General features: G+C 57.8%; 18 protein-coding genes. 8 read left to right on the top strand and 10 right to left on the bottom strand.

Translation table 11 applies throughout. From position 1 onward, the window contains the following. Positions 1–298 precede the first annotated feature (298 nt). The 5 genes from AD948_RS16690 (at position 299) to AD948_RS16670 (ending at position 6,929) form a co-directional block, all read left to right on the top strand. Positions 299–1,156 carry a ferredoxin--NADP reductase gene (locus AD948_RS16690; protein WP_373317145.1) on the top strand — a complete coding sequence of 286 codons (858 nt, stop codon included), beginning with the start codon at positions 299–301 and terminating at the stop codon, positions 1,154–1,156. A 50-nt stretch (positions 1,157–1,206) separates the two neighbouring features. After that, positions 1,207–2,604, top strand: coding sequence for a glutathione-disulfide reductase (gorA, locus tag AD948_RS16685; RefSeq protein WP_061472755.1), 1,398 nt, complete (start codon positions 1,207–1,209; stop codon positions 2,602–2,604). A gap of 165 nt (positions 2,605–2,769) precedes the next feature. Continuing rightward, entirely contained in the window at positions 2,770–4,146 is a 1,377-nt protein-coding gene (locus AD948_RS16680; protein WP_061472754.1) for a dihydroorotase, read from the top strand. A 20-nt stretch (positions 4,147–4,166) separates the two neighbouring features. Then, a complete protein-coding gene (locus AD948_RS16675) occupies positions 4,167–5,531 on the top strand; it encodes an Hsp70 family protein (RefSeq protein WP_248846076.1) in 1,365 nt (454 codons plus the stop codon). 243 nt (positions 5,532–5,774) lie between these two features. Next, complete coding sequence (locus AD948_RS16670; RefSeq protein ID WP_061472753.1) at positions 5,775–6,929, top strand: alpha-hydroxy acid oxidase; 1,155 nt, start codon at positions 5,775–5,777, stop codon at positions 6,927–6,929. A 157-nt stretch (positions 6,930–7,086) separates the two neighbouring features. On the opposite strand, the gene AD948_RS16665 is transcribed toward AD948_RS16670, so the two are convergent. From AD948_RS16665 to AD948_RS16650, 4 genes are all read right to left on the bottom strand, one after another. Next, on the bottom strand, positions 7,087–9,228 hold the full coding sequence (locus tag AD948_RS16665; protein WP_408736077.1) for a TonB-dependent siderophore receptor: 2,142 nt from the start codon (positions 9,226–9,228) through the stop codon (positions 7,087–7,089). A gap of 310 nt (positions 9,229–9,538) precedes the next feature. Beyond that, positions 9,539–10,003: a hypothetical protein gene (locus AD948_RS16660; RefSeq protein WP_061472751.1), complete on the bottom strand. Its 465-nt coding sequence runs from the start codon at positions 10,001–10,003 to the stop codon at positions 9,539–9,541. Positions 10,004–10,016: 13 nt separating this feature from the next. After that, positions 10,017–11,156, bottom strand: a complete 1,140-nt coding sequence (locus tag AD948_RS16655; protein WP_408736076.1) for a DegT/DnrJ/EryC1/StrS family aminotransferase — start codon at positions 11,154–11,156, stop codon at positions 10,017–10,019. Continuing rightward, complete coding sequence (locus AD948_RS16650; RefSeq protein ID WP_061472750.1) at positions 11,153–13,162, bottom strand: polysaccharide biosynthesis protein; 2,010 nt, start codon at positions 13,160–13,162, stop codon at positions 11,153–11,155. Before AD948_RS16650 ends, AD948_RS16655 begins: the two co-directional genes overlap by 4 nt. Here AD948_RS16650 and AD948_RS16645 point away from each other — a divergent pair. Further along, a complete protein-coding gene (locus AD948_RS16645) occupies positions 13,156–14,253 on the top strand; it encodes an MraY family glycosyltransferase (RefSeq protein WP_061472749.1) in 1,098 nt (365 codons plus the stop codon). The genes AD948_RS16650 and AD948_RS16645 overlap by 7 nt on opposite strands. A 32-nt stretch (positions 14,254–14,285) precedes the next feature. On the opposite strand, the gene AD948_RS16640 is transcribed toward AD948_RS16645, so the two are convergent. The 3 genes from AD948_RS16640 to AD948_RS16630 form a co-directional block, all read right to left on the bottom strand. Further along, positions 14,286–14,735 (bottom strand): hypothetical protein, encoded by a 450-nt coding sequence (locus AD948_RS16640; protein ID WP_006557389.1) that lies wholly within the window; start codon positions 14,733–14,735, stop codon positions 14,286–14,288. A 170-nt stretch (positions 14,736–14,905) separates the two neighbouring features. After that, positions 14,906–15,325, bottom strand: coding sequence for a MarR family transcriptional regulator (locus AD948_RS16635; RefSeq protein WP_006557388.1), 420 nt, complete (start codon positions 15,323–15,325; stop codon positions 14,906–14,908). A gap of 159 nt (positions 15,326–15,484) precedes the next feature. Continuing rightward, the gene (locus AD948_RS16630; protein ID WP_061472748.1) at positions 15,485–16,924 is read right to left on the bottom strand and encodes a leucyl aminopeptidase family protein; all 1,440 of its coding nucleotides are present in this window, start codon (positions 16,922–16,924) and stop codon (positions 15,485–15,487) included. A 107-nt stretch (positions 16,925–17,031) separates the two neighbouring features. Here AD948_RS16630 and AD948_RS16625 point away from each other — a divergent pair, with 107 nt between their 5' ends. Both AD948_RS16625 and fdxA read left to right on the top strand, forming a co-directional pair. Further along, positions 17,032–19,620 carry a helicase-related protein gene (locus tag AD948_RS16625; RefSeq protein WP_061473041.1) on the top strand — a complete coding sequence of 863 codons (2,589 nt, stop codon included), beginning with the start codon at positions 17,032–17,034 and terminating at the stop codon, positions 19,618–19,620. A gap of 168 nt (positions 19,621–19,788) precedes the next feature. After that, the gene (gene fdxA / locus AD948_RS16620; protein ID WP_039903344.1) at positions 19,789–20,121 is read left to right on the top strand and encodes a ferredoxin FdxA; all 333 of its coding nucleotides are present in this window, start codon (positions 19,789–19,791) and stop codon (positions 20,119–20,121) included. Positions 20,122–20,770: 649 nt separating this feature from the next. Here the strand turns inward: fdxA and cyoD are convergent. Genes cyoD through cyoB form a run of 3 tightly spaced genes read right to left on the bottom strand, consistent with a single transcriptional unit; the run spans position 20,771 to position 23,699 of the window. Further along, positions 20,771–21,103 (bottom strand): cytochrome o ubiquinol oxidase subunit IV, encoded by a 333-nt coding sequence (gene cyoD / locus AD948_RS16610; RefSeq protein WP_006557382.1) that lies wholly within the window; start codon positions 21,101–21,103, stop codon positions 20,771–20,773. Continuing rightward, the gene (gene cyoC / locus AD948_RS16605) at positions 21,103–21,708 is read right to left on the bottom strand and encodes a cytochrome o ubiquinol oxidase subunit III (RefSeq protein WP_035380646.1); all 606 of its coding nucleotides are present in this window, start codon (positions 21,706–21,708) and stop codon (positions 21,103–21,105) included. Before cyoC ends, cyoD begins: the two co-directional genes overlap by 1 nt. After that, on the bottom strand, positions 21,708–23,699 hold the full coding sequence (gene cyoB, locus AD948_RS16600) for a cytochrome o ubiquinol oxidase subunit I (RefSeq protein WP_035380648.1): 1,992 nt from the start codon (positions 23,697–23,699) through the stop codon (positions 21,708–21,710). The genes cyoC and cyoB overlap by 1 nt, the downstream gene beginning before the upstream one ends. Between the last annotated feature and the right edge of the window lie 3 nt (positions 23,700–23,702).

The following is a 23,702-nucleotide window of genomic DNA, read 5'->3' as shown; positions in this document are numbered from 1 at the left end:
GCATTGTTTGCATGCTAACTCTTTGTTTCAAAAGAAAATAGGCTCTCAGCGTGTCGTAAAAGAACAAGGTGGATGATGAATTTACGCTGGCATCTGGCCTTCTGTGCCCTTAGAAACGCCGCCACGACTAGAAAACACGCCCCGAAAATACGCCTTTGTGCCGTTCAGGAGTGAGACCAGAACCAACGGGGCAATGAGGGGCATTCTCTCGATCTGCTGCAAGCGGAGTATAAAGCGGCCCATGTCTGAAACCATGCCAGAAAAGCTGACCGGAACCTTTTCCGATATCCTGCCCAAAATGTCCGCCTCGGAAGTGCCCACCGGCCTTCTGCCCGTGGATGGACAGGACGGTATGTGGCATCTTGCGCCGCCCACCAAGGAATACGGGCACCTGTATCCCGCCAAGGTGCTGACAGTCCATCACTGGACAGACCGTCTGTTCAGCTTCACGACCACCCGTGACCCCGGCCTGCGGTTTGAAAACGGCCAGTTCGCCATGATCGGCATTGAACTGAACGAAAAACCGCTGCTGCGCGCCTATTCCCTGGCTTCTCCTAACTATGAAGATGAACTGGAGTTCCTCTCCATTGCCGTGCCGGATGGTCCGCTGACCTCCCGCCTGCGCCATGTGAAGGTAGGCGATACGGTTCTGATTGGCCGCAAGCCGACCGGCACCCTGATTCTGGATAACCTGCGTCCGGGCCGGAACCTGTATTTCCTGTCCACCGGCACGGGGCTGGCACCGTTCATGAGCCTGATCAAGGATCCGGCCTGCTATGAACGCTATGATCACGTCATCCTCAGCCACACGGTGCGTATTTCCGGCGAGTTGGCCTATGCCAACCACATTCGCCATGAACTGCCGGAACACGAATTCCTGGGCGAGGATATCTCTGGCAAGCTGCTGTATTACCCGGCCGTGACGCGTGAAGAATTTGCCGTGACCGACCGCATCACCAAGCTGATTGAAACCGGCAAGATCTTCAGTGATCTGAACATTCCGGAACTGGACCCCGAGCATGACCGCGTGATGATCTGCGGTTCTCCGGAAATGCTGGCTGATACGGAAGCCCTGCTGCAGGCCCGCGGGTTTGATGAAGGCAATATGTCCAACCCTGGCTCCTACGTGGTGGAAAAAGCCTTCGCAGGACGCTAAGGGGTCTCTGCAATCCCGTTTTCCATTCCCGGCACAAGGAGCCTGCGCCAATGACGCATGAGTTTGATCTTCTAGTCATAGGCGCAGGCTCCGGCGGCGTACGCTGTGCCCGAATCGCGGCTGGGCATGGCGCCCGTGTGGCGGTGGTAGAAAGCCGCCACTGGGGCGGTACCTGCGTCAATCTGGGCTGCGTGCCCAAAAAGCTGATGGTTCAAGCCAGCGAATATGGGGACATGGTGGAAGACAGCCATGCCTTTGGCTGGAACAGCACCCGCGGCACGCATGACTGGGCAAAACTGATTGCCGCCAAAGATCAGGAAATTACGCGCCTGAACGGCATTTACGTGTCCATGCTGGAAAAGGCAGGTATCACGCTGCTGACCGGCCATGCCCGTTTTGAAAACGCCCATACCGTGCGCATTGAGCCCTCACCGCTCGCCCCGACTGAAGCGCCACGCACGGTTACAGCCAAACACATTGTCATCGCTACGGGCTCCACGCCCATGAAGCCGGATATTCCGGGGGCCGAACACGCCATTACGTCTGATGAAGCCTTCCATCTGCCCGCCCGCCCTGATCGGGTGGTAATTGTGGGCAGCGGCTATATCGGGATCGAATTTGCGGGTATTTTTGCGGGGCTGGGCTCAAAGGTAGATCTGGTTTACCGCCATGAACTGCCCCTGCGCGGCTTTGATGAAGACATGCGCGCCGCCATGAAGGAGGCCATTCATGTTCGCGGTATTACCCAGCATGCTCCGGCCAGCCCTACCCAGATCAGCAAAAATGGCAGCACCTATACTGTCACGCTGAATAACGGCCGCACCATTGAAACAGACTGCGTGTTTCTTGCTACCGGCCGTCGCCCCAAGATCGATTCGCTGGGGCTGGAAACAACGGGCGTGAAAACGGCGGAGAACGGACGCATCAAGGTCGACAGCAAGCGTGAGACCAGCCAACCCGGCATTTACGCCATTGGCGATGTGACAGACCACCTGAACCTGACCCCGGTTGCCATTGCGGAAGGCCACAATCTGGCCGACCGGCTGTTCGGCAAGGAGCGCCCCCGTTCCTGGTCCTTGCGCACCACGCCCAAGGCGGTGTTCTTTTCACCACCGCTGGCATCCGTGGGGCTGAGCGAGGCTGAAGCCGCGCAACATGGCACCGTGGATATCTATTTCACCCGCTTTACGCCCATGCGCCACACGCTCAGCGGCCGCAAGGACCGCAAGACAGTCATGAAGCTGGTGGTGGATCAGGATAGTCAGAAAGTAGTGGGCGCACACATTCTGGGCGATGATGCCGCCGAGATGATGCAGGGCGTAGCCGTGGCTGTGACCGCCGAACTGCGGAAGGTGGATTTTGACCGCACTGTTGGCATCCACCCTACCTCTGCCGAAGAACTGGTGACCATGCGCACCCGCACGCGGGAAACCCCGGCTACCCGCTGATCTCCACCAGCACGGTATTTTGTGGCAGCACACATCATCGGCCGTATTTTGCGTTGACGCTCCGGGCTCCGACCGCCAGAAAAAACGGAAGCCCGGAGCCCGTCACGCCTCCGGTTTGACGAATTCCCCCGCTTTTTCAGGTCCAGCATACAGGATTAAAGCTTCATGCCCCTCTCCAGCAGCACGCCCGGCAGCGCCGCCGCAACGGCGCACGGTTCATTTGATCTGGTTCTGAAAGGCGGCTCCGTTGTGCTGCCAGACGCAACCGTGGTGACAGATGTTTATGTGCGCGATGGGCTGATTGCCGCCATTGGTGGCCAAGGCAAAGCCGCACGGGAACTGGACTGCACGGGCCTGACCATTCTGCCGGGCGTGATCGACACACAGGTGCATTTTCGGGAACCCGGCGCCACGGAAAACGAAGATCTGGAATCCGGCAGCCGCGCCGCTGTGCTGGGGGGTGTGACGGGCGTATTTGAAATGCCCAACACCAAGCCCACCACCTCCACGCCGGAAGCCGTAGCGGACAAGCTGGCCCGCGCCAGAAACCGCATGTGGTGTGATCACGCCTTTTACGTCGGCGCGACAGTCGATAACGCTGACCAGTGCGGAGAACTTGAAAAACTGCCCGGCACGGCAGGGATCAAGGTGTTCATGGGGTCCTCCACCGGCAATCTGCTGGTGTCCGAGGATGATATGCTGGAACGGGTGCTGCGCTCCGGCCTGCGCCGCGTGGCCATTCATGCGGAAGATGAAGCCCGCCTGAAAGAACGCATAGACGAACGTGTGGAAGGAGACCCTTCCTCTCACCCTGTCTGGCGGGATGATGAAACCGCCTTGCGCGCCACCACCCGTGCCCTGCGGCTGGCCCGCAAGACCGGGCGGCGCGTGCATATCCTGCACATTACAACACCGCAGGAACTGGCGCTGATTTCCCAGCATCGGGACATTGCCAGCAGTGAACTCACCCCCCAACATCTGACACTGGCCGGGGAAGACGCCTATGCCCGCCTTGGCACGCTGGCGCAGATGAACCCGCCCATCCGCTCCGGCGCACACCGGGATGGCCTTTGGCACTGGATGAGCCAAGGGATGCCAGATGTGATCGGCTCTGACCACGCCCCCCACTCGCTGGAGGCCAAAGGCAAACCCTATCCGGCCTCTCCCTCCGGCATGCCGGGGGTGCAGACCCTGTTGCCGCTGATGCTGAACCATGTGGCCAACAATCGGCTCACCCTGCGCCGTCTGGTGGACCTTACCTCTGCCGGGCCACAGCGGCTGTTCGGGTTGGTGCGCAAAGGCCGCATTGCCGTAGGGTATGATGCTGATTTCTCGATTGTGGACCTCAAGGCCCGCTGGACAATCGAACAAAGCTGGCTGGCCTCAAAATGTGGCTGGTCTCCTTTTACGGGAGAAACCCTGATGGGCCGCCCCGTGGGCACCATCATTCGGGGTAACCAGGTGATGTGGGAAGGCACACTAGCCGACAAAGCCATAGGTGCCCCCCTGAAATTTGATATGACCGACCGCCCCTCAGCCTGAAACACGCCGCACACCACACCATGACCTCCCCTTCCGCCCCTCCTCATCCGGGCAACACGATCCCGGATGCACCTTACGATGCCCGCCCAGCCAGTGCCTCCACCAACAGGCTGAAACTGGGCATTGATTTTGGCACCACCAACAGCGTGGTGGTGCTGGCACATCCTGACGGAAAGACTGAAACCCTGCGTTTTCGCTTTCCGGAACATGCAGAGTCTGACACCTGCCGCACCCTGCTGTGTTTCTGGCAGGATGAAGTCGGGTCCCGCATCATTCAGCAGGAAGCCATAGGGGCGGCGGCGATTGACGCCTATCTGGAAGATCCGGCGGAATCCCGCATGATCATGTCCATGAAGTCCTATCTGGCGCAGAAATCCTTCCGCGAGACGCAAGTGTTCAGCCGCCGCCTGACGCTGGAAATGCTGATTGCGCGCTTCCTGTCCAACCTGATGCAGGCCGTGGCCATTGACCCTGCCAGCGTGGATGTAACGGTGGGCCGCCCCGTAGAGTTTGCCGGAGATTTTCCGGATGACGCACTGGGTGCTCAACGCCTGCGCGACAGTTTTACCGCAGCCGGCTTCCCCTCGGTTGAACTGGCGTGGGAGCCAGAAGCCGCGGGCTGGCGTTTTGCCCAACGGCTGGAGAACCCGACCACCATTCTGGTTGGTGACTTTGGCGGCGGCACCAGTGACTTCTCGGTGCTGCGTTTTGACCCTGCCCGCCCCGGCCATGCCGAGCCGCTGGGCCATTCCGGCGTTGGTATTGCCGGAGATCAGTTTGACTACCGTATTCTGAACACGGTTATCGCCCCACTGCTTGGGCGGGACTGCACATACCGTGTGATGGGCGGAGAACCTTTGCCTGTTCCTATAGAATGGTATGCAAGCCTTGGCCGGTGGCACCGTCTGGCGCTGATGCGTACGCCCCAGACCCTCCGCGCCATGGAGGACGTGGCCCGCACAGTCTCGGAACCGCAAAAATTGCGGGCCCTGATTGATCTTGTGCAGGACCAGCAGGGGCAGGCTCTCTACCGTGCCGTGGGGGCCGCCAAAAACGCGCTTTCCTCAGCAGACAGCACAGTCCTGCGGTTTCAACACCGGTCCTTCAAGGTAGAACAGACCATCACCCGTGCGGAATTTGAAAGCTGGATTGCGCCAGACCTCGCCCAGTTTGACAGCGCGGTCGATCAAGCTTTGACACATGCGGGGCTTACCGCTGCGGATGTTGACCGCGTGTTTCTAACGGGTGGCACATCCTTTGTTCCTGCCGTGCGGAACCTCTTCATTCGCCGCTTTGGCACGGAGCGCGTGGATACAGGCGGCGAGTTTGTTTCCGTTGCAGAAGGCTTGGCCCTGATGAGTGGCAAGGTCGCCCACGCGGCTTGACCGCACGGAGCGCGGGCCGCCGCGAAAAATCAGGGTCCCAACAAAACGGGGAGTGCTGAAACGCGTCGCAGACATTCCCTTGGCAGGGGCTGACGTATGGAGCGGATGAACAGTAGCGTGTTTGCTGATTATCAGACGCAGAGCCCGCCTCTGATCACGGCGTTACACGCTCTCGTCAATGGATTGAAAAAGGAAGAGTGATAAGCTGCTGCTTTCCGCAGGTCTTGTTCCCGAAGGGAAGCCATGAAACTCTCCTCCTTTCTCGCCCTGAAAGATTTTGAGGCCGCGGCACGCAGAAAGCTGCCCCGCCCTGTTTTTGGATATGTTTGCGGAGCCGCAGAGGACAATCTTTCCCTGACCGCAAATGAGGCTGCGTTTTCTGACCTTGATCTGGTCCCGCAGGTTCTGAAGGATGTTTCCCGCAGAACACAAGAAACCACCCTTTTTGGCCGCACCTATGCCGCCCCGTTTGGCATTGCTCCCATGGGGCTATCCGCGCTTTCTGCATATCGGGGCGATATTGTGCAGGCGGTTGCGGCCAGAAAGGCCGGTATTCCGATGGTGCTGAGTGGTTCCTCCCTCATTCCCATGGAAGACGTGAGCGCCGCAGCGCCCGGCACGTGGTTTCAGGCCTATCTGCCGGGAGAGATAACACGGATTGACGCTCTGCTTGACCGGACACACAGGGCCGGATTTCAGGAACTTGTTGTTACTGTTGATATTCCCATAAGCGCCAACAGGGAAAATAACATCCGCACAGGATTTTCTACACCGCTCCGCCCGTCCCTGCGGCTGGCCATGGATGGACTGACCCACCCGCGATGGCTTGCAACCACTTTTGGCCGTACTCTGTTACGGCACGGCATGCCGCATTTTGAAAATTCGTTTGCAGAACGCGGCGCACCCATTCTTTCCGCAAACGTGCTGCGAGACTTTACGGCGCGTGATCATTTCAACTGGGATCATATCCGGCATATCCGCCAGCGCTGGAAAGGTCCGTTGATCATCAAGGGGATTCTCCACCCCCAGGACGCCCGCCTAGCTGCGGACAATGGTGTGGATGGTATTATTGTCTCCAACCATGGGGGGCGTCAGTTGGATGGCGCGATTGCCCCTTTGCGCATTCTGCCTGAAATTGTGGCGGCTACAACGCTGCCGGTCATGATTGATAGTGGCTTCCGGCGTGGAAGCCATATTCTCAAAGCACTGGCGCTTGGCGCGGCTTTTGTTTTTGTCGGACGTCCATTCAACTACGCTGCTGCCATAGCGGAAGAAAACGGAGTGACACACGCCATTGGACTTCTGATAGCGGAGATAGACCGCGACATGGCCATGCTGGGTGCCAGCACATGTGCGGAAATAACCCGCGCTTCCGTGCGTTTCCGCCACACACGTTAGAAAAGGGCTTTATGCCCTGCCAACGGAACGGTCTTTTTACAGAACAGTGCACGCCCCCCATCATGCGGTTCCGGGCGTGGGCTAGAATCAGATGTTCCAGCCAAGGTTATGCTCGTGTTATCAGAAGACTGAAAAAATCTTCTGATAACAAACGAATTTACCAACTGAAGCCAATGCTTCCCTGCGCGTTCCGGCGTTCCCCATAGTAACACCATTCCTGACCATAGGAGGCATAGCTCAGGCAGTTACCGATATAGTTCTTGTTAAAGAGGTTGCGAACACTTGCCGCCGCAGTCCATCCCCGCAAGGACGGCGAGAGGTTGGAAAGGTCATACTTCAAAGAACCATCAAAAACGGCATATTGCGGCACCCATACGCTCCCGTAACTGGCTTCACCACCATAGGCTTTTGCAGAATACCGCATTCCGCCACCAAACCCGAAGCCTTTGAGGGGGCCGGAGGGCAGCGTATAAAATGCAAACAGGGAGGCATTACCTTTTCCGGACTGGATCAACGGTTTTCCTGTGGAATCATCACGCACTTTCTGAACGCTGACAGCCGCCGTGATCATGAGGTTTTTATAGGGTTCAGCGTGGGCTTCAAACTCAAAGCCATCAGAGTGAACTTTTCCGCTTTCCACGCTGTAACCAAGATTGCCAACGCCCACCAGAACGTTTGTCTGCTCAATGTGGAAACCAGCGGCTGTTAACAGAACAGATGTACCCGGAATCTGATACTTCAATCCGCCTTCAAGCTGTTTGCCCATGGAAGGATCTGCCTGACGGAATGTGTGCCCGCCATCGCTTGACACACTTCCTGACTGTGGCTGGAAAGACGTGGAATAGCTGATATAGGGCGAAAGGCCGAAGTTAAAGTGATACAGGCCAGAAGCGCGCCATGTAATCTGGCTTGGGTTTTGACGGGTATCTGTATTGTAGATGTGTTCTACCTGATGGGAACGATACCAGTCATTCCGCAGGCTGCCAGTCAGCACCAGTCCACGCCAGCGGATTTCATCCTGACCATACACGCCAATCTGGTGTGAATCCGTCTGATAATTCACGTATGGCGACATTGCCGGAATCGTCATGTGGTAATCAGGATGCAGCACATCCATGTCAGGCGCTTTCCCGTAGAAGCCCTGCTCTGCGGCACTCTGCTGCATGTAATCAAAGCCAAACATCATTGTGTGGCTCAATGGACCAGTCTGCACATGGCCTTTGAACTGGCTGTCAAACGCCAGATTGTGTGTGTGCTCGTTCGTACCAAATGCCGAACGCGGCAGTGTGCCGTCCTCATTATAATAGCCGCTATTATATACGCTGCGATATATGGTCTTGATATCATCGTAACGGCCTCGCGTGGAGAAACTCCAGTCTTTATTGAAACGATGATTCAGGATGTAGGTAATGCTGCCCTGCCGCCGATTGAATTTTTCAAAAGGCACATCGCCGTCATAGAAATCACGCGGCAGATACCCGAAAGATGCCCGTTTGAGCGAGCCGACAAGCGGAGCGCCGCCATAAGTACCGTTTTCAGGGTCATACTGATAGTTGCCCAGCAGCGTGAGTGTTGTGGGGCCATCCCCGCCAAACGTGAAGGATGGACTGATGGAAAAGCGACGGCTGCCGGTGCGGGCAAGCTGGCTATGCTGGCCATTGACGGTTCCGTACAGCCGGTACCGGACAAACCCGTTATCCGTGGCATAACCACCAACATCGGCATCCACACGGTAGAGATCAAAACTCCCGCCTGTTGTTGTCACGCCCCCATAAAAACGCTGCTCTGTAGGGAGCTTGCTTGAAAGCGCAACCAACCCGCCAGGGCTGGACTGACCATACAGGGCAGATGCCGGACCTTTCAGAATTTCCACCCGGTCCAGACGGGATGTATCAGTCTGGGCAACAGCATAGCCGGTAGCACTGTCCTGTAGTTTCAGGCCATCAAGAAAGGTTGGCACGGTGAACCCGCGCAGAGCAAACTGATCATAACGCGTGCCCACACCCCCACCGCGCAGATCAGACGTAATGCCAGCAGCATACCGCACGGCCTGATTCAGATTGAGCACGCCGCGTACGTCCATCTCGTTCCGGGTCACAACGGTAACGGACTGAGCGGTTTCCACTAACGGCGTGTCTGACTTGGTGGCGGATGACGCTATTGTGGAAAGTCTGCGACCATGAACTTCCACTTTTTCAGGGTCTTCAGTGTGTTTTTTAGGATTGGCCTTTGCCGGTCTGGCAGCAGTCCCGCTTGCCTGGTGAGACGGATCCTGTTTTTCCACCACATCAGCCGCCATGGCTTCTCCGGTCATGAGAAGCGAAAGAAAAATGATGTGCGTCACTCTGCTGCGGTACATGCCCGGCCCCGTTTTTTATCTCTTGCGGCTATATGCTCAGCAGGGCCTTAACGGAATTGCGAATCATTTGCAAACCACGATGTTATATCTTTAATGTAATGTAATCTGCCAGATAAAGACGATTTTTCCCTCACGTAAGGCCCACCAAAAGGGCAATAAAAAAGGCCATCCGGGCAAAACCCGATGGCCTCTTTTGCAAACAAGAAGCGCCTTCTTCAGCACTCCCTCGTTCGTTTCTCAGTCCAACCTTTTACGGAAAAGCTGAGCGTTTAAATTGGAACCGGTCAACCAGCGCACGCAAAGGCGCGAAATCCTTGTCCGAGAAGGTTTCCATATACACTTTGGAACCATCCGGTGTTTCAAGAAACACGGTGTCATTCCAGTCTGCAGCACTGATCCCGGTCCAGAGTGTCATGGCCAGCGCTTCCTTGCCGTTTTCATCCTTCAGCATCACACGGGAATCACCAGATGAAGGCGGCGTGCGGCTGAGAGGCCCCCAGCCGCCTTTATGGTCCTGCAACCAGGCGTTGACGGTCTTGGCTTCCTCTGCTGACAACTCCCGCTTGTGCCGCATGGGACCAACCTCAATATTGCCGCTGGCCACCTGCGGCATCACGATCGGCTTGAAATTGGGCAGCGCGAACATCCAGATCAACGACGCCGTGCCAATAGTCAGCACCAGAAACCCGATAACAAACGCCGTTTCTTTCCTCATTCGCCTCTTCTCCTTACCCGCGCACCGCTGCGATAATACGGGAAACCTCTTCATCCGTCAGTTCCGGATGAATGGGCAATGCCAGAATCCGGGTGGCCAGATCTTCTGATACCGGCAGGCTGCTTCCATCATGATGATCCCGATACGCGGGCTGTTTGTGCAGCGGCAACGGGTAATAAATGGCGGATGGAACACCACGCTCCTTCAAGCGGGCCTGCAGGGGCTCACGCTCCGCCGGATCTTTGAGCAGAATGGCATAGATGGCCCAGGCGCTCGCGCTGTTGGGCACCCGCGCAGGCACCTGCACCACATCTGCCAGTCCGGCATCATAGGCGCGGGCAATCTCGTCCCGGCGGGCCAGTTCCTGCTTGAAGCCATCCAACTTGGCCAACAGCACGGCGGCCTGAATGGTATCCAGCCGCCCGTTCATGCCCGTGCGCAGTACTTCATAACGGGTTTTGCCCTCGCCATGCGTCCGCAGGGAACGGTAAAGGTCCGCGCGTTCCGGGTCATCCGTCAGGATGGCCCCGCCATCACCGTAGCCCCCCAGAGGTTTGGACGGGAAAAAAGAAAGTGTGGTCGCTGTCGCTTCCCGCCCCAGAGGTTTGCCGTTCAGATCGGCCCCAAATGCCTGCGCACAATCGGCCAGCAGAAACAGGTCTTCCTCCTGCGCGATCTGGCGCAGTTGCTCCCACGGCGCAGGCTGACCGAACAGATCCACCCCGACAATGGCGCGGGGGGTCAGCTTTCCGGCTTCCCGCACCGCGCGGATGCGGGCGCGCAGATGATCGGGATCAATCTGGAACGTGTTGGGGTCCACATCCACAAAAACCGGCGTAGCCCCGAGCACCAAAGGCACTTCAGCCGTTGCGGTATAGGTGAACGCGGGCAGGAACACTGCATCACCCCGGCCGATATTTTCCGCCATCATGACAATCTGCAACGCATCCGTGCCAGAGGAGACGCCAACACAGTCCTTGGCACCGCACCAGTCAGCCAGGCGCTGCTCAAGCTCCGTGACTTCCGGCCCCATCACAAAGCGGCAATGGGCAAACACGGCATCCACCCGCTCACGCAGGGCTGGGCCAAGGCGCTTCTGCTGCGCCGCCAGATCAAGGAAAGCGATCGAGCGTTCTGTCTTTTCGTTCATCATGCCACCTGTTCTGTACCGTCCGTATGGGGGGAAGGCAAAGGCGCGCCATTCTCCACACCTTCTGGCGTGGAAGATCGCACTTCTCCTTTGGGGTTATGATTGAATTCCGGCACCAGCAACGCCAGAATGCGCAGGGCAGCCTTCACATCTGCGGCACGGGCATAGCGGGTAATCTGGTCCACAGCTTCCGTTACGTCAGCCATATCCACCACACGCGGGGTGGCCATCAGCAGGCCGGGATTGTCTGTCGGCACCGGGGCTTCGCGCCCGTGGAAGAGTTCTTCATACAGCTTTTCCCCCGGCCGCAGACCGGTAAAGCGAATGCTGACATCCTCATCAGGCCGCAGCCCCGCAAGGCGGATCATCTGTCGGGCGAGGTCAACAATTTTCACGGGTTCGCCCATATCCAGCACAAAAATGCCGCCATCCCGCAACAGCGCATCCGTGCCGGACCCTTCGCCCCCACAGGTGCCACGCACACTGGCCTGCAACACCAACCCCACGGCTTCCGAGACAGTCATGAAATAGCGGCGCATTTCGGGGTGTGTGACTGTCAGCGGCCCTCCGCGTTCAAGCTGCCGCCGGAACAGAGGCACCACGGACCCAGTTGAGCCCAGCACATTGCCAAACCGCACGGTGATGCACCGCATGGCGTCCGGGTTGCCGGATGTCCGCGCCCTGATATCCAGCGCCTGACAGTACATTTCAGCCGCCCGTTTGGCAGCCCCCATCAGGCTGGAAGGGTTAACCGCTTTGTCGGTTGAAATCACAATCATGGCGCGCGCGCCGTGCCGGGCCGCGGCATCTGCCACAACGCGGGTACCGTGCACATTGGTCAGCAGCCCCTCGGCCGGGTTGGCTTCCACAATCGGTACATGCTTCAGGGCGGCGGCATGAAACACCAGATCAGGCCGAAAGCGGCCCATGACCTCTTCTATCCGCGCTTCATCGCGCACATCGGCAACGATCGCTTCACGTGAAACATTTGGCGCGCTGTCCGCCAGTTCCATATCAATCTGCCACAGCTCAAATTCACCGTGATCCAGCAAAATCAGCTTGTCCGGCTTCAGCATGGCAATCTGACGCACCAGTTCTGAACCGATGCTGCCCCCAGCGCCGGTAACAAGCACAGTGCGCTGCCCGATCAGCCGTTCCATTCCGGCACGATCCAGCGGCACCTGGGGACGATTAAGCAGATCTTCCAACGGCACTGGGCGCAGTTCTACCCGATCTGCCGGCGTCAGCGCAGTGAGAGCCGGGGTGCGGAGCACGGCAATGCCATGCGCGGCAGCGACATCCAGCACCTGTGTCAGGCCCTTGCCCCGAAAAGACGGCTCCGTCACCACCAGAGACTCCGGAAGGGTCTGCGTGCGGGCTAGTCTGTCCAGAATGGTGCCAATATGATCCACATGCCCCAGTATGGGCACGTTATGCATGCGGCGCCCTGCCTGATGGGTGCCCAGGGCCACCAACCCCACCACCCGGATACCGGCCTGAGGGTTACGTTCAATAGCCCGCAGATAGAGGTCTGCTACCGTATCGACCCCCACCAGAACCACCCGCCGCTGGTCTGCCTTGCGTACGGCCATGCGATGCGCCAGCCGATAGCCAATCCGCAACCCGCCCAGCATGATCAGCAGAACAAGCGCATAAATGATGGGAAACGTGATACTGGGCAGGTGGTACCCCATAAGCACCAGACCAGCAGAAAACAGCAGCGCACTGGCAACGGAAGCACCGGCAATACCCAGAAGATCTGAAACGCCGGAAAACCGCCAGTATTGCTGGGGCATACGGAAGGGCAACCCACTGACAACCAGCGTAATGGCGCCCCCGGCCAGAAACCATAGCGGGTGCAGAAGGCCATCCTGCGGGGCGGCAAGCCACCGGGCAATAGGCGCGGCAACAGCCGCCAGTATCCCGTCCAGCAGGATATTGACGAGGATTCTATTGAGCGGACGCAGCCGGGGGCTGCGATGAAAAGACTCAGAGCGTTGCGGTGCCATCACCTTGCACCTATAGCGTAGCACCTGCCATCCTAGAAGCAGCACAACCCCACGATATGATGCCCATGTTTCTTTCTGACCCTGTTCTGGCGGTTTTCTGCCTGATTTGCGCGGCTTTTTTTGCAGCCGGGCTTGTGCGAGTCATGATCAATCTGGCCATTCTTGACCATCCTGGCCACCGCAGCGCACACCAGCGCCCCACCCCAAAAGGGGGTGGCGTGGGGGTTATGGCCTCTTTTTTTCTTTTTTTTCCGCTGGTGCAGGACATAACAGGCCGGAGCGTGCTGCGGGCTGATGTTATTCTCACCGCACTGGCGACTCTTCTGCTGGCCTGTGTCTCCTGGCTGGATGACATGTATCAGTGGCGGCCCTCCATCAAATTCTGTGCCCAGAGCGCCGCAGCCATCATGGTGGTGGCAGGGGGCACCATTCTGGGGTGGCCCACCCCACTGCCCGGCGCCTTTCTGGCCGTGCTGTGGCTGATTTTCATAACCAACGCCGTCAATTTCATGGATGGCCTGAATGGTCTGATTTCCGGCTGCCTGATTGTCGGCAACCTGATTGTGGCGGCCACCGGTGTCTTTTTTGGTGTGCCGGATCTGATCTGGCCCGCACTCCTGCTGGCAGGATGCCTGTGCGGCTTTCTGCCGTTCAACTTCCCCAAGGCGCGCATTTTTCTGGGCGACGTAGGAAGCCAGGGCTGTGGTCTTCTGGCCGGAACAGCGGCGCTGTATATGACCCAGCATTCCATCAAACCATCGGGCTGGCTGTTAGGCCCGGCCCTGCTGTTTCCCCTGATTTTTGATGTGCTGTTTACGTTGGTGCGCCGTAAACTGGCCGGGCACTCTCTGGTACAAGCGCACAGAGGGCATATCTATCAGGTGCTGCACCGCAGCGGCATGAACCCCGTGCTGATTGCCGTATGTGAATGGGTGTTTGTGTGCTGGGGAGGCATTGTGGCGTTACTGGTCGCCGCCCTTCCCACGTTCAACGGTGCGTGCCTTGCGCTACCGCTGCTACTGGCCCCCCAGATTGGCTGGGTTGCCCTGGCTGTTTTCAGAACACGCCGCCACCCGGTAGGGCCGTGGTAGGGCAGCGCGCTCTGATAAACTTAGGCCGTTCGTTATTTCTTCAACTCAAATGTGAGACCCTGCGCAGAACTGGCAAGACGAGCACCTTTGGAAATGGTCTCGATCTTGATGCGCACGCCGTTCTTGTTCTCAAGCACCGCCCCGCCCAGACCAGTACCCAGCGTGGCTTCACCATGTGCTGCGCCATAGGTTCCGGCAAAATCCTGCACGCGATGCAGGTTATAAACCGTGCCCGTGCCCTCGATCTTCGAGTATCCAACAGCGGCAATCGTGCCGCCTGTTACGGAAAATCTATAGGTTTTGCCGCCAAAGGAGAGAGTGCCATCACCCCACGTATAGCCCAGGCCGACATCGGCTGATTTGGCGGAAAGCGTGATTTTGCCGGTGGGGGTGCCCATTGCATCCGCCGCATGCGCTGCGGGAGCAAAAGAAGCTGAAGCAATAGTCAGTGCCGCTACAGCGGCAACAGAAGCAAACCGCATGGAAACATTCCTTTTTTTCTTGAGTCTTTGCGGGGGCAAAGAACTGCCTCACGGGGTCAGTCCTGCTCTCGAAAGTCTTTAAGAAGAACGCTCTATGCGGGAAAAAGTTTCTCTTTCCGCCCCGCTGGTCCTTGGCGGCGCAGGCGGGACGGAAAGAGTTTTTACGTCACTCAGGCTGCGGCAACACGACGCAATGTGCGGCGGGCAGGCTGTTCCTTTTTCTCTTCACTGCGGCCCTTGCGGGCTTCTTCCGTGGCGGCTTCACCCATGATGGAGCGGATTTCCTTCAGGTAGGCAGCCCCTTTGGGTGTGCGCTGCACCAGCACGGAACGACGGTCCAGCGGGTCCACCTTGCGGCGTGCCAGATCCAGTTCACCCAGACGGTCAAGCGCACGCGTGATGGCGGGCTTGGATACGTTCAGGCTGGAAGCCAGACCGCGCACGGTGTGGCCGCTTTCATCCAGATAGCAGGTCAGGAAAACGGCAAGCTGGCGCGCAGAGAGGTCCGGCCCGTCACTCCGCACCAAAGAGACAATGGTGTCCCGCAACGTTTTGACCAGTTCTTCTGCTTTTGCGGCATTCTGTGCCATCAGACTCTTATCCTTTTTATCACACCGATGGTCAGCCTCGCGGCGCGGCATCGGACTCAACGTTTGTTACCCGGTGTCTTCTCGTGAGGCTTATATAGGAACCGGTCTAGATATTTAAATCATGTAATGACAAAATAGTTCCATTACGATTTTATTTCTTTACGATCCCGCTCCGGCTTTTGTGTCAAAAACAAGTTTGATGGCGGCAAAAAGAGCCCGAACCCCAGGAGAATCCCCGCCTTCAGGCCGTCCGGCACGGCTGCTGTCATTCCAGGCATACGTGTCGATATGCGCCCACCGCTGGCCTGCTTTTACAAAACGTTCAAGAAACAGTCCGGCCGTTATTGAGCCCGCCATAGGTTTAGAGGAAATATTGTTGAGGTCCGCAACAGGACTCCGCAACCATCCGGCGTAGCCCTGCCATAGTGGTAACCGCCATAGCGGGTCTGCTTCACGCTCACTTACTTCAAGAAGCATCTCTGCCAGGCTGTCATCATTACAGAACAGCGCGGGCAGATCCGGCCCCAGCGCCACACGGGCCGCGCCGGTCAGGGTGGCCATATCCAGCAGAAGATCCGGGCTGGCTTCTCCGGCTTCGGTCAGCAGATCACACAGCACCAGCCGTCCTTCAGCATCGGTGTTGCCAATTTCGACTGTCAGGCCAGCCCGGCTTTTCACCACATCCAGAGGACGCATGGCATGGCCGGAAACACTGTTTTCCACACATCCCAGCCGCACTTCCAAACGGACGGGCAGATCCTGCGTCATGATCAGGCGGGCCAGCGCCAGAACGGATGCCGCGCCCCCCATATCCTTTTTCATGCGCAACATGCCGGAGGACGGTTTGATATCGTAGCCGCCGGAATCAAAACACACGCCCTTCCCAACCAGAGACAGAAGCGGCGCGTTCTTGCCTGCCTTGCTGCCGCGCCAGCGTGCCGCCGCCACGCGCGGGCCGCGTTCCGAGCCATTGCCCACATGCGCCAGCAGGGGATAGGCTTTGTCCAGCGTCTTGCCCTTGATAATCTCCACATCTGCGCCAAACGAACTCAGGGCCTCACGCGCCGCATGTGCCAGATCAGACGGCCCCAGCAGATTGGCGGGGGTATTGATCAGATCACGCGCAAGCCAGATGGACCGCGCCATCTCAACTGCCAGCCCTTTCCGCTCAGCCTCTGTCACAACCAGCCGAACACTCTTGCCGGATGGAGCCTCTCCCTTGAGAGAAAACTGATATGCCCCAAGGCAGAACCCCAGCAGCACATCCGCGCGCAAAACTCCGTCTGGCACTCGTACCTGCCAGTCTCCTTCGGGCAGGTTTCGTGCCAGCGCACCAAACACATACGGGTCCCTACGGCCTTTTTCAGGCACGCCAAACAGCCCCACGGGATGACCCTGGCTATCGGGCACCAATACCAACTGGCCGGGCCGGGCGGTAAAACCGCAGGCCAACGCAAAGGTGGCAGCTTCTGCCCCCAGCAGGGTTTTCAGCGTGCTTTCCAGCGTCGCATCATCCGCAGCGCGCACACCGTGCACCGTGGGCCCATCCTTCTGGCGACGCCGCAAAACAGTGAGACAATCAGCTTCTCGAACAGACATGGGCATTCCTCCTGTTTCAAAACTGCGCCTGCCATTGGCCCGATGCAATGGCTCCCACACAGGAACGGGTTGCTTTTCCGTGCATACCGACGGACCATGGCGGCATGATGGATATCCCCCGCCGCCGTCCGGCTGCCCGTGCGCACTTATCCGCCACTACCGAGGATGCCCCCGTGCGGGCCATACTGGGGCCGACCAATACCGGCAAAACCCATCTGGCGCTGGAACGCATGCTGGCGCACACCTCTGGCGTTATGGGGTTTCCGCTCCGCCTTCTGGCGCGAGAAAATTACGAGCGCATGGTCAAGCTGAAAGGCGTGCGCTCCGTGGCGCTCATCACCGGGGAAGAAAAAATTATTCCACCGGGAGCACGCTGGTTCTCCTGCACGGTTGAAGCCATGCCCATGGACCGGCGTGTGGATTTTGTGGCGGTTGATGAAATCCAGCTCTGTGCTGACCCGGAACGCGGCCATGTTTTCACGGATCGTCTGCTGAATGCCCGAGGAGAAGCGGAAACGCTGTTTTTGGGCGCGGAAACCATAGCCCCTGTGCTGCGCACCCTTATTCGCGGCATAGAGATTGAAACACGCCCCCGTTTGTCCAACCTGGTGCATACCGGCTTCACGCGGCTCAGCCGTCTGCCGCCCCGCACCGCCATTGTGGCGTTTTCCGCCGGGGATGTTTACGCCATTGCCGAACTGATTCGTCGCCGCCGGGGCGGATGCGCGGTGGTGATGGGCCAGCTTTCCCCCCGCACCCGCAACGCGCAGGTGGCGCTCTATCAGAACCGGGAAGTAGATTATCTGGTCGCGACCGATGCCATAGGCATGGGCCTGAACATGGATATCCATCATGTAGCCTTTGCGGGGCTTTCAAAATTTGATGGCTCCCGCAGGCGCATGCTGGCCGCAGCAGAAATTGCGCAGATTGCAGGCCGCGCCGGACGTGGCACCCAGGATGGAACCTTTGGCACCACTGGCGATTGCCCGCCATTGCCAGAAAATGTGGTGGAAGCGGTAGAAACTCACCAGTTTGAGCCCCTGCACCATTTATACTGGCGCAACAGCGCGCTGGACTACACCTCCCCCACCGCGCTGCATGCCAGCCTGTGCCAAAGGGTTCCGGCCCCCGGCCTGTGGGGAGCCGAACCAGCCTCTGACCTTCTGGTGCTGAACGCGCTGATGCGTGACCCAACCATCCAGAGCCTGAGCAAAGGGGCGGACCGCACCCGCTTGTTATGGGAAGTGTGCCAGATTCCAGATTTCCGCAAACTGGGAGAAGACAGCCATATCCGCCAATGCGCCCAGATTTTTGTCACACTGGCGCAGCAAGGCAGATTGCCGTCCTCCTGGCTGGAGCCACGACTGCTGAACCTTGAGCGCACGGAAGGGGATATCGAGTCCTTGATGCACCGCCTTATGGGGATTCGGATCTGGGCCTACGTGGCCAACCGGGCGGATTGGGTTGAAGACCCGGACCTATGGCGTATGCGGACCCGCACCATAGAAGACACGCTTTCCGACATTCTGCATGAAAGACTGGCTGCCCGCTTTGTGGATAAACGCGCCACCAGCCTGGCCCGCAGGCTGGAAGAAGCAGACAGCAAGCCCCTGCTTTCCGCCATTACGCGCACTGGCGAGGTCAGTGTGGAAGGGCACGCAGTCGGCCATATGCGGGGCTTTGCCTTTATTCCTGATCAGGAAGCCACCCGTTCTGACCAGCCCCTTCTGTTACGCGCGGCCCGCCGGGCGGCCCGAAGTGAGATCCCGCGCCGTGTCTCTCAGTTTCTGCAAGCCCCAGACAGCAGCCTGAGGCTGGATCTGGAAACGGGCACCCTGTTCTGGGAGGAAGACCCCATTGGCCGCCTTGTCAAAAGCGAGGAGCTTCTGCGGCCTGGCGTGCATGTCGCCTCTGCTGAATTTCTGGATGCCGCACACAGGGAGCGTATCCGCCTTCGGCTGAGCGCGTTTGTCCGGCAGACCATTGAACACACCCTTGCCCCCCTCTTTCGGGCTGCTGAGGCCGTTGCCCACAAGCCGGTGCTACGCGGCGTATTGCACGGCCTGCTGGAACAGGGTGGTCTGATGCCCCTACCACCCGCAGACTACCTTTCCCCCCAGAATGTGGCGGTTCTCCGCAAAGCAGGCATCACCACAGGCCCTACGGCCCTGTTCTGCGCAGCCCTGGTGCGTCCTGCCGCCATGCGCCTGCGCAACCTGCTACTGACCCTCAGGGAGGACCGCCCTCCCCTTATTCTCCCACGGGCTGGGGCTGTGTCTTTCAAAACAGAACAGATGCCTGCTTGCTCAGGGCAGGAACGGCTCCTCTTGTCGCGTATCGGCTGGGTCGATGCTGGCCCTCTGTGGGTACGACTCGATATTGCGGAAGATATCAGAAAAAGCCTTGGCACTCTGGCGCGGAGCACGCCTTATCCCTTACCGGCGGGTATCGCGTCACGGCTTGGTGCGTCCGCCGCTGATCTGCCAGCGGTGCTGAAAGGGCTGGGCATCCGTTTCAAGCCCGCTTTACCGCTGGAAAAGGCGCAATTTGGCCCCCCAATCCCGGTTATGCTTCAGCCTGTGCGCCCGGCGGTTTCCAGTCGGGCGCGATCACGCCACAAAAAAAAGCCTTCCATCACCCTGCCGCCGCCTTCTGGTCCCTTTGCAGCACTGGCAGTGTTGCAAAAACGTCGTTAAACTCAGGTCCGCTTTGGTGGAAATGGCGATACCGCACGCAAGCGGGTTGCCATAGGGGAAAAAGCCCCTCATATCATGCGCCATCGTTGGTGGTATGGGCCGGTATGGTGCGTGCCATCTTACTTTGGCCCGACTTGATCCGGCCCCCAGATAATTTCGGAGATGGCAATGACCTACGTGGTCACTGAAAACTGCATCCGCTGCAAATTCATGGACTGTGTGGAAGTCTGCCCTGTTGACTGCTTCTACGCCGGTGAAAACTTTCTGGTAATCAACCCAGACGAATGCATTGACTGCGGCGTGTGCGAGCCTGAATGCCCCGCCGAAGCAATTTTCCCCGATAGCGATGATCGTGCGACAGCATGGGCGGAACTCAACGCAAAATACGCAACCCAATGGCCGAACATCACGCGTAAGGGCACACCCCCGGCGGATGCGGAAGAATGGAAAGACAAGCCCGGCAAGGCCGAACTCCTTTCTCCGGAGCCGCAGAAAGACTGATCCACAGGCTTTTTATTGCCCTGTGTTTTACAACGGCGTGGTGCGCTGCTTTCCCGCAGCCCACGCCGTTTTTTTATGCCCGTTTCCCGGTTGCTCATCACAAACAGGCATCAGCCCTCTAAACCCATGGAACACGAAAAGCCGCAGCAACCATAGATCGCCCAGTGAGTCAGAAGGCGCCAGGAGACTGATTCAAAGTTCGTTCAGGTCGATTTAGTGCTTCTTTCTATGCTTTCACGCTTTGTCTTTGAGGCCCGAAGCAGCTGTATCCTGAGGGCAAAGTTGCATTTTTAGCCCTCTTTTGAGGCCGCCCCTTGGCACCCCACAACTCCAGCCTTTTGAACAGGCTTCCTGCAGAGTGGTGCCCCCCTTTAACGGAAACCAGAGCCATATTGTTTGCCTAACTGTATGGAGACCTCCCTGGTTACCGGATCGGGATGATTAGGCTTAACAGCCTTCCACAACATGCCTTTCCCCGCTCCACAGCTACGCCGCGCCTCGCATGCGTAAACTATGGGGAGATCACCGCATCACGCCCTGATCGCACCGGCATCACCCCTTTTCTGCAAAACACAAAAAAGGCCGCAGGAAAAATCCTGCGGCCTTTTCACATGCGCATCTGCCGGATACCGGCTGATACTATCCCGTATTAGCGGGACATCATGTGCAGAGCTGTGTTGTTCATGATGAACAGGGTGCCAATGATGAAGATGGCAACAAATCCAACCGTGAACACAAAGCAGATGTTGTTCCAGCGCTGCTCGGACCCACCACCCATGTGGAGGAAGTAGTGCAGGTGAACCAGCACCTGAACCAGAGCCAGAGCAGAAATTGCCAGCACGGTACCAGACGGGGACAGGCTATGCGTTGCAACAACTGCAAAAGCCAGAACCGTCAGGATAACGGCAAGAACAAACCCGATAATGTAAGACGATACGCTACCGTGGCTCTCACCAGAGGAGGTTGTGTGAAGATCGCTCATCAGATCATGCTCGCCAGATAGACATAGGTGAAGACGCAGATCCAGACGATATCCAGAAAGTGCCAGAACAGGCTCAGGCAGGTGAGCTTGTTCATCATGCGTTCCGGGATCTCGGTTGTACCCATGAGCTGAACGATCAGGGTAACAATCCAGATCAGACCACAGGTCACGTGCAGACCGTGGGTCGACACCAGCGTGAAGAAGGCAGACAGGAACGCACTGCGATCCGGCCCTGCACCTTCATGAATCATGTGAGCGAATTCGTTCACTTCCAGCCCGACAAAGCCAAGGCCCAGCAGGAAGGTCACACCCAGCCACATGATGACTTTGCTGATCTCATTCTTATGGGCGGCAATCATGCCAAATCCATAAGTGATGGAAGAGACCAGCAGAAGGGCTGTTTCCAGCCCAAGTCCGCTCAGTTCGAAAAGTTCATGGCCGCTAGGACCGCCATTGAACTGGTTACGCAGGACTGCAAACGCGGCAAACAGAGAGCCGAAGATAATGCAGTCCGTCATCAGGTAGACCCAGAACCCGAACACCACCGGAGATTCGTGGTGATGTTCGTCGTGGCCCGAGGTCGGAACAGTTGTATCGTGCGCCATTACTCAGCTGCCTGTGCCATCAGTTTACGGGAATGCTCGTTCTCGATCCGGGCAACTTCTTCAGCAGGGATATAGAAATCGATATCCTTGTTGGCACTACGGGCAATAACCGTCCCGATCACACCAATCAGACCAATAGCAGCCAGCCACCAGATGTACCAGACAGCGGCAAAACCAAGGACCAGGCTGAAAGCACCCACGAGGAAACCAGCTGCCGTGTTTTTCGGCATATGGATTGCTTCATAAGGGCCACCTGCACGACGGGTATCAATGCCGTTTTCCTTGTCATGCATGAAAGCGTCGAGCTCATGCACGTGGGGAACCAGAGCAAAGTTGTACACCGGCGGCGGAGAAGACGTGGACCATTCGAGAGAACGTGCGTTCCACGGATCACCCGTTACGTCACGGTTCTGCGGCAGGTTGCGGTCACGGATGGAAACATAAAGCTGCGTCAGCTGACAGACGATACCGAACAGGATCAGCACCGCACCCACTTCAGCAACCAGCAGCCAAGGGTGCCAGGCCGGGTTGTCGTAGTGGTTCAGACGACGGGTCATGCCCTGGAAACCAACAACATACAGCGGAACGAACGCGAAGTAGAAGCCAACGAACCAGAACCAGAAAGCACGGATGCCCCAGCTTTCGTTCAGCTTGAAGCCCATAACCTTCGGGAACCAGAAGTTCATGCCACAGATGTAACCGAAATACACACCACCAATAATCACGTTATGGAAGTGAGCAATCAGGAACAGGGAGTTATGCAGAACGAAGTCAGCACCCGGAATGGCCATCATCACACCGGTCATACCACCGATGGTGAAGGTCACCATGAAGCCAACGGCCCAGTACATGCAGGCATGGAACTGGATGCGGCCCTTATACATGGTGAACATCCAGTTAAACAGCTTCACACCCGTGGGGATGGAAATCACCATGGTTGCAATGCCGAAGAAGGCGTTCACGTCCGGACCAGCGCCCATTGTGAAGAAGTGATGCACCCACACCAGGAAGGACAGGATCATGATCGCGCAGGTTGCGTAGACCATGGTGCCATAGCCGAACAGCGGCTTCTGGGAGAACGCAGGAACAACTTCAGAGAACACGCCGAAGGCGGGAATAACAAGAATATAAACTTCCGGATGACCCCATGCCCAGATCAGGTTGAGGTACATCATCTGATTACCACCACCATCATTGGTGAAGAAGTGCATGCCGAAGTAACGGTCCAGACCCAGCAGCGCAACGGCAACCGTCAGCACAGGGAAGGAGACCATGATCAGGATGGAAGCACAGAAAGCGGTCCAGGTGAAAACCGGCATTTTCATCCAGGTCATGCCAGGAGCGCGCATCTTCACGATCGTCACGAAGAAGTTCACACCTGTCAGCAGGGTGCCAACACCCGAAAGCTGAATGGCCCAGATATAATAGTCTACACCGACGCCAGGGCTGAACTGAGTTTCAGACAGCGGCGGGTAGGCCAGCCAGCCACACTGCGAGAATTCACCGATGAACAGGGAAACGTTCACCAGAATAAACGCAATGGCCGTCATCCAGAAGCTCAGGTTGTTCAGGAACGGGAAGGCAACGTCGCGAGCGCCGATCTGAAGCGGCACAACGAAGTTGAACAGACCGGTCATGAACGCCATCGCCAGGAAGAAGATCATGATCGTTCCGTGAGCGGAGAAGATCTGATCGTAATGGTGTGGCGGCAGGTAGCCTGGGTTACCAGCATAGGCCAAGGCCAGCTGGGTACGCATCATGATAGCGTCCGCAAAACCGCGGAACAGAGCAACGAGCGCCAGGATGATGTACATCACCGCCAGACGCTTGTGATCAACAGAAGTAAACCACTCTTTCCAGAGATAGCCCCACTTCCCGTAATAGGTGATCAGCCCCAGAACCGCGAGACCGACAATGGCAACGCCCAAGAACGTGCCGACAAGGATCGGAACATCCAACGGGATGGCCGATAACGATAGTCTCCCTAGCATAGA

Source organism: Acetobacter senegalensis (assembly GCF_001580995.1).
GTDB classification, from domain to species: domain Bacteria; phylum Pseudomonadota; class Alphaproteobacteria; order Acetobacterales; family Acetobacteraceae; genus Acetobacter; species Acetobacter senegalensis.
This window is presented reverse-complemented; position numbering and strand designations above follow the sequence as displayed.